At 67.5% G+C, this 6,000-nt stretch carries 8 protein-coding genes; 3 read left to right on the top strand and 5 right to left on the bottom strand.

The window, feature by feature from the left end; translation table 11 throughout:
- The first annotated feature begins 260 nt into the window (after window positions 1–260).
- Genes ABZ783_RS20890 through ABZ783_RS20880 form a run of 3 tightly spaced genes read left to right on the top strand, consistent with a single transcriptional unit; the run spans window position 261 to window position 2,802 of the window.
- Window positions 261–1,889: a phospholipid carrier-dependent glycosyltransferase gene (locus ABZ783_RS20890; RefSeq protein ID WP_357440692.1), complete on the top strand. Its 1,629-nt coding sequence runs from the start codon at window positions 261–263 to the stop codon at window positions 1,887–1,889.
- A gap of 23 nt (window positions 1,890–1,912) precedes the next feature.
- Window positions 1,913–2,356: a hypothetical protein gene (locus ABZ783_RS20885; protein WP_357440690.1), complete on the top strand. Its 444-nt coding sequence runs from the start codon at window positions 1,913–1,915 to the stop codon at window positions 2,354–2,356.
- Entirely contained in the window at window positions 2,356–2,802 is a 447-nt protein-coding gene (locus ABZ783_RS20880) for a hypothetical protein (RefSeq protein ID WP_357440687.1), read from the top strand. The genes ABZ783_RS20885 and ABZ783_RS20880 overlap by 1 nt, the downstream gene beginning before the upstream one ends.
- Before the next feature lie 103 nt (window positions 2,803–2,905).
- Here ABZ783_RS20880 and ABZ783_RS20875 read toward each other — a convergent pair whose 3' ends face one another.
- The 5 genes from ABZ783_RS20875 to ABZ783_RS20855 all read right to left on the bottom strand — a co-directional run bounded on the left by ABZ783_RS20875 (window position 2,906) and on the right by ABZ783_RS20855 (window position 5,949).
- Window positions 2,906–3,265: a nuclear transport factor 2 family protein gene (locus ABZ783_RS20875; RefSeq protein ID WP_357440684.1), complete on the bottom strand. Its 360-nt coding sequence runs from the start codon at window positions 3,263–3,265 to the stop codon at window positions 2,906–2,908.
- Window positions 3,262–3,726 (bottom strand): SRPBCC domain-containing protein, encoded by a 465-nt coding sequence (locus ABZ783_RS20870; RefSeq protein WP_357440681.1) that lies wholly within the window; start codon window positions 3,724–3,726, stop codon window positions 3,262–3,264. The genes ABZ783_RS20875 and ABZ783_RS20870 overlap by 4 nt, the downstream gene beginning before the upstream one ends.
- Window positions 3,723–4,070 carry a metalloregulator ArsR/SmtB family transcription factor gene (locus tag ABZ783_RS20865; RefSeq protein WP_357440678.1) on the bottom strand — a complete coding sequence of 116 codons (348 nt, stop codon included), beginning with the start codon at window positions 4,068–4,070 and terminating at the stop codon, window positions 3,723–3,725. The genes ABZ783_RS20870 and ABZ783_RS20865 overlap by 4 nt, the downstream gene beginning before the upstream one ends.
- A gap of 114 nt (window positions 4,071–4,184) precedes the next feature.
- Window positions 4,185–4,601: an ASCH domain-containing protein gene (locus ABZ783_RS20860; RefSeq protein WP_357440707.1), complete on the bottom strand. Its 417-nt coding sequence runs from the start codon at window positions 4,599–4,601 to the stop codon at window positions 4,185–4,187.
- A gap of 478 nt (window positions 4,602–5,079) precedes the next feature.
- Window positions 5,080–5,949, bottom strand: a complete 870-nt coding sequence (locus tag ABZ783_RS20855) for a hypothetical protein (protein WP_357440676.1) — start codon at window positions 5,947–5,949, stop codon at window positions 5,080–5,082.
- Between the last annotated feature and the right edge of the window lie 51 nt (window positions 5,950–6,000).

The following is a 6,000-nucleotide window of genomic DNA, read 5'->3' as shown; positions in this document are numbered from 1 at the left end:
TGCAGCGACACGTTGGACCCTTTCCACCCGGTCGATCCAACAATCATGCCAACAGGTGCATCCGAACGTTTTCGCCATTCCCCAACGGAGTCCTTCAGGGCCGAGAAGCTGACTTGGAGCCACTGGCCCGCATCACGGTCGCGGCACCGGTCCGTCACCGGATCCGGGACCGGAACATCGCTGCTTAATCGACATCGCAGAGTGGCTTGTGCGGTCACAGGTGCCAGCGACAGCGGCGCTCGTTGGCCTACGATCTGCCGATGATGGCGGCGGCTGGTGCGTACCGGAGAGGTGCCCCGCTCGGTGGCGAGGCGGCCGCCGCAGGCGGGTCGAACGTCGCGGATTCTGCCGGTGACGTCCGCCGCGCAGTCCCGGAAGTCGTCCGGCGTCGGCTGTCGCCGTTCGACGCGGGCGGTGACCTCTGCTCCTGGCTGGCCACCGCGCTGATCGTCGCCATTGCCGCCGTGCCGCGTCTGCTCAACCTGGGCAGCCCAAATGGCAAGATCTTCGACGAGCTCTACTACGCGACCGAAGCACACCACCTGCTGCTGCGCGGCTTCGAGTGGGACGAGAAGAACAACGTCGCCGCAAACGTCGTCCACCCGCCGCTCGGGAAGTGGATGATCGGGCTCGGTGAGCTGGTGTTCGGCTATAACGAGACGGGTTGGCGCGTCTCCGCCGCGGTCGTCGGCACCCTGTCGGTGCTCATCCTCGTACGCGTGGCGCGGCGGATGTTCCGGTCCACCGTGCTGGGGTGCGCGGCGGGTCTGTTGATGGCGCTGGACGGCATGCATCTGGTGTTGTCCCGGGTGGCGCTGCTCGACATCTTTCTGATGTTCTTCATCCTCGCGGCGTTCGGCACTCTGCTCCTCGACCGCGACGCCCGCCGACGGCGCTGGCTGGCGGCGCTCGAAGCCGGCCTCGACCCTTCCGTGCCGGGGCCGGCCGGCCGCCTGCCGTTCGCGGTGCCGTGGTGGCGCCTGGCCACCTTCGTTCTGCTCGGCTGCGCGTGCGCGGTCAAGTGGAGCGGCATCTGGTACGTGCTCGCCTTCGCCGCGCTGATGCTCTACTGGGAGATGCAGGCACGCCGCTCCGCGGGCGTACGCCGCCCGTGGCGGGACGCTCTGGTCAGAGAGATCGGCTGGCTGGCGATCGGCGGCACTCTTCTCCTCGTCGTGTACCTGGCGAGCTGGTCAGGCTGGTTGTCAACCGACGGGGGACACTTCCGGCACTGGTTGCGCGACGCCGGCCACGACGAGTTGCCGATCGTGGGCGCACTGCAGAACCTCTGGCACTACCACGCGGAGGCGTTACGGTTCCACACCACGCTGGAGAAGGCGCATCGCTACCAGTCCTGGCCGTGGCAGTGGCTGCTGCTCGGGCGACCGGTCGCGTTCGACTGGTGGTGTGGCGGCGCACCATGCGCCGGGTCAGCCCCCACAAGGGAGGTCCTGCTGTTGGGGACGCCGCTGCTGTGGTGGTCGTTCATCCCGGCGCTGGGCGCACTGACCTGGTTCGGCATCGCGCGACGGGACTGGCGGGTCGGCCCCATCTGGCTCGGCATCCTCGCCGGACTGCTGCCCTGGTTCTACTTCGCCGTCGCCGACCACCGGACGATGTTCTATTTCTACGCCCTTCCCGCGGAGCCGTTCCTGGTCCTTGCCGTCGTCTACGTCCTCGGCATGGTCATGACTCCGCCTCGCCCCTCGGCTGCCACCGGCAGCGCGCCGTCCGGACCTGACCGGCGTCCGATCGGCGTCATCGTCGCAGCGGCCTACGTGCTACTGGTTGCGGCTTGCTTCGCGTACTTCTATCCGATCTACGTCGGCAAGGTTCTGCCGTACACCGACTGGGCCGCCCGCATGTGGTTGGGTAACCGCTGGATCTAATTCCGGTCTGATCCCGGGCGCTCGTGCTGGTGCTGGAGATCCACTGGCCGTATGCTCCGTGCGTGTCACAGCCGGGGTCCCGTCTCGTCGCGGCGCGGTTGCTCGTGGTCGGGCAGCTGTCGATGGTGGCGCTCTATATGGCGGGCGTGGTCGTCCCGTACCTGCTGACGTTCACCCTCGAGGGGATCGATCACTGCTCGTCGACGAGCGGATGCCAGGCGCCCGGCGACGTGTTCAGCGGGCCGATGTTGGTGCTGCTGTTTCCCGCCATGATCATCACGGTGCTGGGGCCGATGGCGGCGGTCCTCTTGCTGCTGATGTCGTTTACCTCGCTGGCCAGGCGGCGTCGGGAGATGTCCGCCGTGCTGCGGCGGTCGCTGTTCGGGGCGGCCGGGCTCACGTTGGCCTTCCTGGTCTTCACGCTGCTGCCGCCGGGCCGACTGCTGCTGGGCTGGGTGCTGGACTGATGACGAAGGGACTGTGGCGGGCGCAGCTGGCTCTGGTGTGGGCTTTCGGGCTCGCGGTCTTCTTCTTCCTCTTCGGACTGCTGGGCGGGCCGCACGGCGGAAACAGCAACGGCGTGTACGACATGGTGTACGGACCGCTCCCTGAGGGAGTGTCGGTGCGTGGCTCGCTGGCCTTTCCGCCCGCCTGGTTCACCTTGCTCGCCATGGCGGTGGCCTGGCTGGCCCCGCTCATCGCGGCGTTTCTCGCCTGGCAGGGCCGGCGTGCGCTGAAGGGCGACGGAGAGCAGGGTCTGCGGGACCGGATACAGGCCGGCACCGTCGCCGCCTTCGTCATCGTGGTGTCCTACCTGACGCCGATCGGCTGGACGCTGGTCTACGGACTGACCCGCTGGACGATCATGAACATCTGGGGCGAGGGCCCGGACGCGGCGCAACTGGGGTCTTGAGCGGGCGGCACCTCGCCGACGAAGATTGCCGAGCGCAAGACCCGCAGCTCAACTCATTCTGAAACTGCGGCTCCCCTCGACGGGGTGGATCATCCGGCCACGATCAGTGAGGCAGCGGGACGACGTAGGAGTCGACGCGGGCGATGAGCCCGTCGCGGAAGGTGAACAGGTCGTTGAAGGCGAAGCGGAACGGCCCATGGTCGACGCTGACGCCGCGGCCCTCGCCTATGGCGACGACGACTCGACCGTCCTCGTAGACGCGCTGAACGTCGAGCTCGGGGCTTCCGGTGAACGCCGGATTCTCGATCTCTCCGTCGAACTCTGCCTTGCCGCGGGTGGTTCGGTGGCCGTGGATGACCCACTCGACGTCGTCGGTAAGGGTCGCGAGGATGCGCAGGTGGTCGCTCGCCCGGAATCCGTCGAAGTACTCTGCGACGAGGCCGCGCTGGGTCGTTGGCGTCACGGCGTTCTCCGTCCTTGTGTGGGCTCGTGGTGCTGCAGGTGTGCGGCGAGGGCGTCGAGGATCGAGGCGAGCCCGTCGACTGCTTGCGCTGTCCGGAGCTCAGGGGGAAGGCGCCGCTGATGGACCATGAGGTCCGTGCCATCGCCGGCGGGTTGGACGGTGACGGTCGTGCGGAGGCCGGTGACAGACTCGTCGAAGACCAGTTCGTGCGGAGCGGTGACGCTCACGTAGACGAACCGGAGCCGGCGGGTCCGGCCGTCCGGCGCGCGGGTGTCAAGCGCGAACTCTCCGCCGGGACGCAGATCGACGCTTACCGACTCAGGCGGCACGGTGGCGTGGGAACCTCCCCAGAATGCCGCGATGCTTGCTGGCGAGGTGAAGGCGGCCCAGACACGTTCGGGTTCCGCCCGGAGGTGGCGCTGGGCGATCAGTTCGTCGCCGTGGAGCTCGGCGCTGGTCAACGAGCCGCTCCCTCGTCGGTGAGATGCCGCTCGAGGGCGTCGAGCCGATCGTTCCACGCGCGGCGCTGGTCGTCGATCCACGTGCCGAGCAGCGAAAGCTGATCGACCCTGAGTCGGCAGGGGCGTCTGGTGCCCTCGCGTCGCTGCTCGACCAGGCCGCACCGCCGCAGGACACCGACGTGGTGGGAGATTGCCTGTGGGGTCAGGTCGAACGGTGCAGCAAGCTCTCCCACCGTGGCATCGCCTCCGGCGAGACGAGTCACGAGGGCGCGACGGACGGGGTCGCCGAGGGCGGCGAAGGCCAAATCCAGGTCCGGACCAGGGGCCACGAGTGCAGGAGCCATGGCCCCACCCTAGTGCAAACCATCATTTGCGCAAGCAGCCTTTTGCGTATGTCGCGCCTGCGGGTGCCATGTGCGGGCTCCCAGCAGCGATATCGCCGTGCGGTCGTGGCGCGGTCAAAGCATCGCGACGAGCCGGAACCGTTCCAGCACAGCTGGCGTGTCGTCGTCCACGGTGAAGTCCGGATCACCCAGCCACCCTCGGTAGTCCGTTCCGTGCCAGTAGTCCTCGTGGCCAGCCCGCCAGGCGGCGACCGAGTCGTGCCCCTCGCCCTCGTCCCGGGCGTGGTCAAGGTCCACGTCGCCCAGCCGGCTGACTCTCACCTCGGTCAGTTCGATCACGGCCACCCGGCGACCGGCAGAATCGACCACCGCCGCCCGGGCACCCACGACCGGTAGTGGCTCGCCTTCGATCTCGTAGTCCTGGAGCAGGCCCGTCGTGGTGGTCTTGGTCCCATCGAGCACTGCAGCGACCAGCTTGTCGCGCAGCGGACCAGGGAAGGCGAACTCGAACGTGGGTAGATCGTCTGCGATCACCGGAGGAGACTAACGAGAGACCCTTGTCGCCAGCGAGCCGATTGTGCTGCCCATACGAGCAGTGTTGATACCGCGGATCGACTCGTCGCGGCCAGCCGTCCTGGCATGGCTGGGCCATGACATCCTCGATCTCCGGGATCTGGACTCCTGGCCTGCCTGGGGCTCGACCGCCTGAGCGCACGGCACCCCGGCACCTTGACCGACAAGGTCATCTTCCGTCGCTGGCCCGCCCAAGGCCGCGTATCGCACTGGACTCGGACCGAGGTAACAGGCGCCCAGCGACATCCATGCCATGAATGCGGCAACCGCCACGGCGAGCGAACGCCTCATGATGGAATCCTCGGGGACCGCCACTACGTATCCAACACGGGCTGGCATCAGTGCGCTCACTCTGCGGCCTACGAGCAGCCACAAGCGCCGGTCCAGGAATAGCCGGCCGGGGAGTCCCTGGCGCGTGACGCACGCCGGGTGCCCGTCACAGTCTGACGAGATGCCAGGTGGATTTCAGGACGTCATAGACCGCGGCGCGATCGACCTGACGCGGCAGCTGCCGGGAAAGCCGCCACGGCTCGGACGCGGCGGAGAGGTCCACGGTAACCGTACGTGAGGACGCAGCACCGAGCCTCCCGATCCAATGTGGGCTATCCGCGATCAGGGCTTCGACGAGACTATCGGTTGGCTCTGACACCTCCACGGGCTCGGCCTTGACCAGGGCAGAGCCAACCAACAGAGCCAGCAGGCGCCGCATGATGGCCAGGCAAACTCCCCGATCAGTTGATTCCACCCAGGCATAACAATCGTCGTGTCCGGAATACCAGAGCGAACATCCAGGAAGCGCCGGCAGGATCGGCTGACCTTGTTCGGCTGTCCCGATGGCGAGCGCGATCTCGTCCAACTGCTCCGCGCGCGGCCTGCCGGGAAGGCCGACCAGCGTCAACTCGTACGGTTCCCAGCCGTACAGGAAACCGGGCAGGTCCTGGCGCCGCATCACCAGGGCCTCATCGCTGAGACCGACAACGCCGCCAGCCAGCGAACCGAAACCGTGAACCGAGCAGGTGACGCCCTGCGCTGCCGCTATCCGCGATGGCTGCCACTGCACGTACTTCTCGTCCAGGAAGCTGTTGGTGGCGACGTCCACGACGACGACGGTGTCCTGCGCAGCGCTGACCAGGACATCAGCGAGTTCCGACGCTTGCACCGCCGTCGCGGCGACCACCCAGCAGCCCGCGATCTCGCGAACGCTGAAGCTCAGCGGAAACGGTGCGCCGTCAAGGCCGACTGCGTTGACCGAGAACGCGCCGCCAGGCCCAACACAAATCACGATTCCCTCCGCGCAGCCCGACAATGCGTCACCTGAAAGAGATCATCACACTGTCCCGACCGACACATCAGGTCC

It is taken from the genome of Micromonospora sp. NPDC047738 (genome assembly GCF_040642675.1).
Lineage (GTDB): Bacteria > Actinomycetota > Actinomycetes > Mycobacteriales > Micromonosporaceae > Micromonospora.
Note: the sequence above shows the minus strand (reverse complement) of the source record. Positions and strands in the feature narration are given on the sequence as shown.

Bases quoted from the DNA above. Each gene is read 5' to 3' on its own strand.
- ABZ783_RS20890 (WP_357440692.1), top strand. From the start codon at position 261: ATGATGGCGGCGGCTGGTGCGTACCGGAGAGGTGCCCCGCTCGGTGGC.
- ABZ783_RS20880 (WP_357440687.1), top strand. From the start codon at position 2,356: ATGACGAAGGGACTGTGGCGGGCGCAGCTGGCTCTGGTGTGGGCTTTC.
- ABZ783_RS20865 (WP_357440678.1), bottom strand. From the start codon at position 4,070: ATGGCTCCTGCACTCGTGGCCCCTGGTCCGGACCTGGATTTGGCCTTC.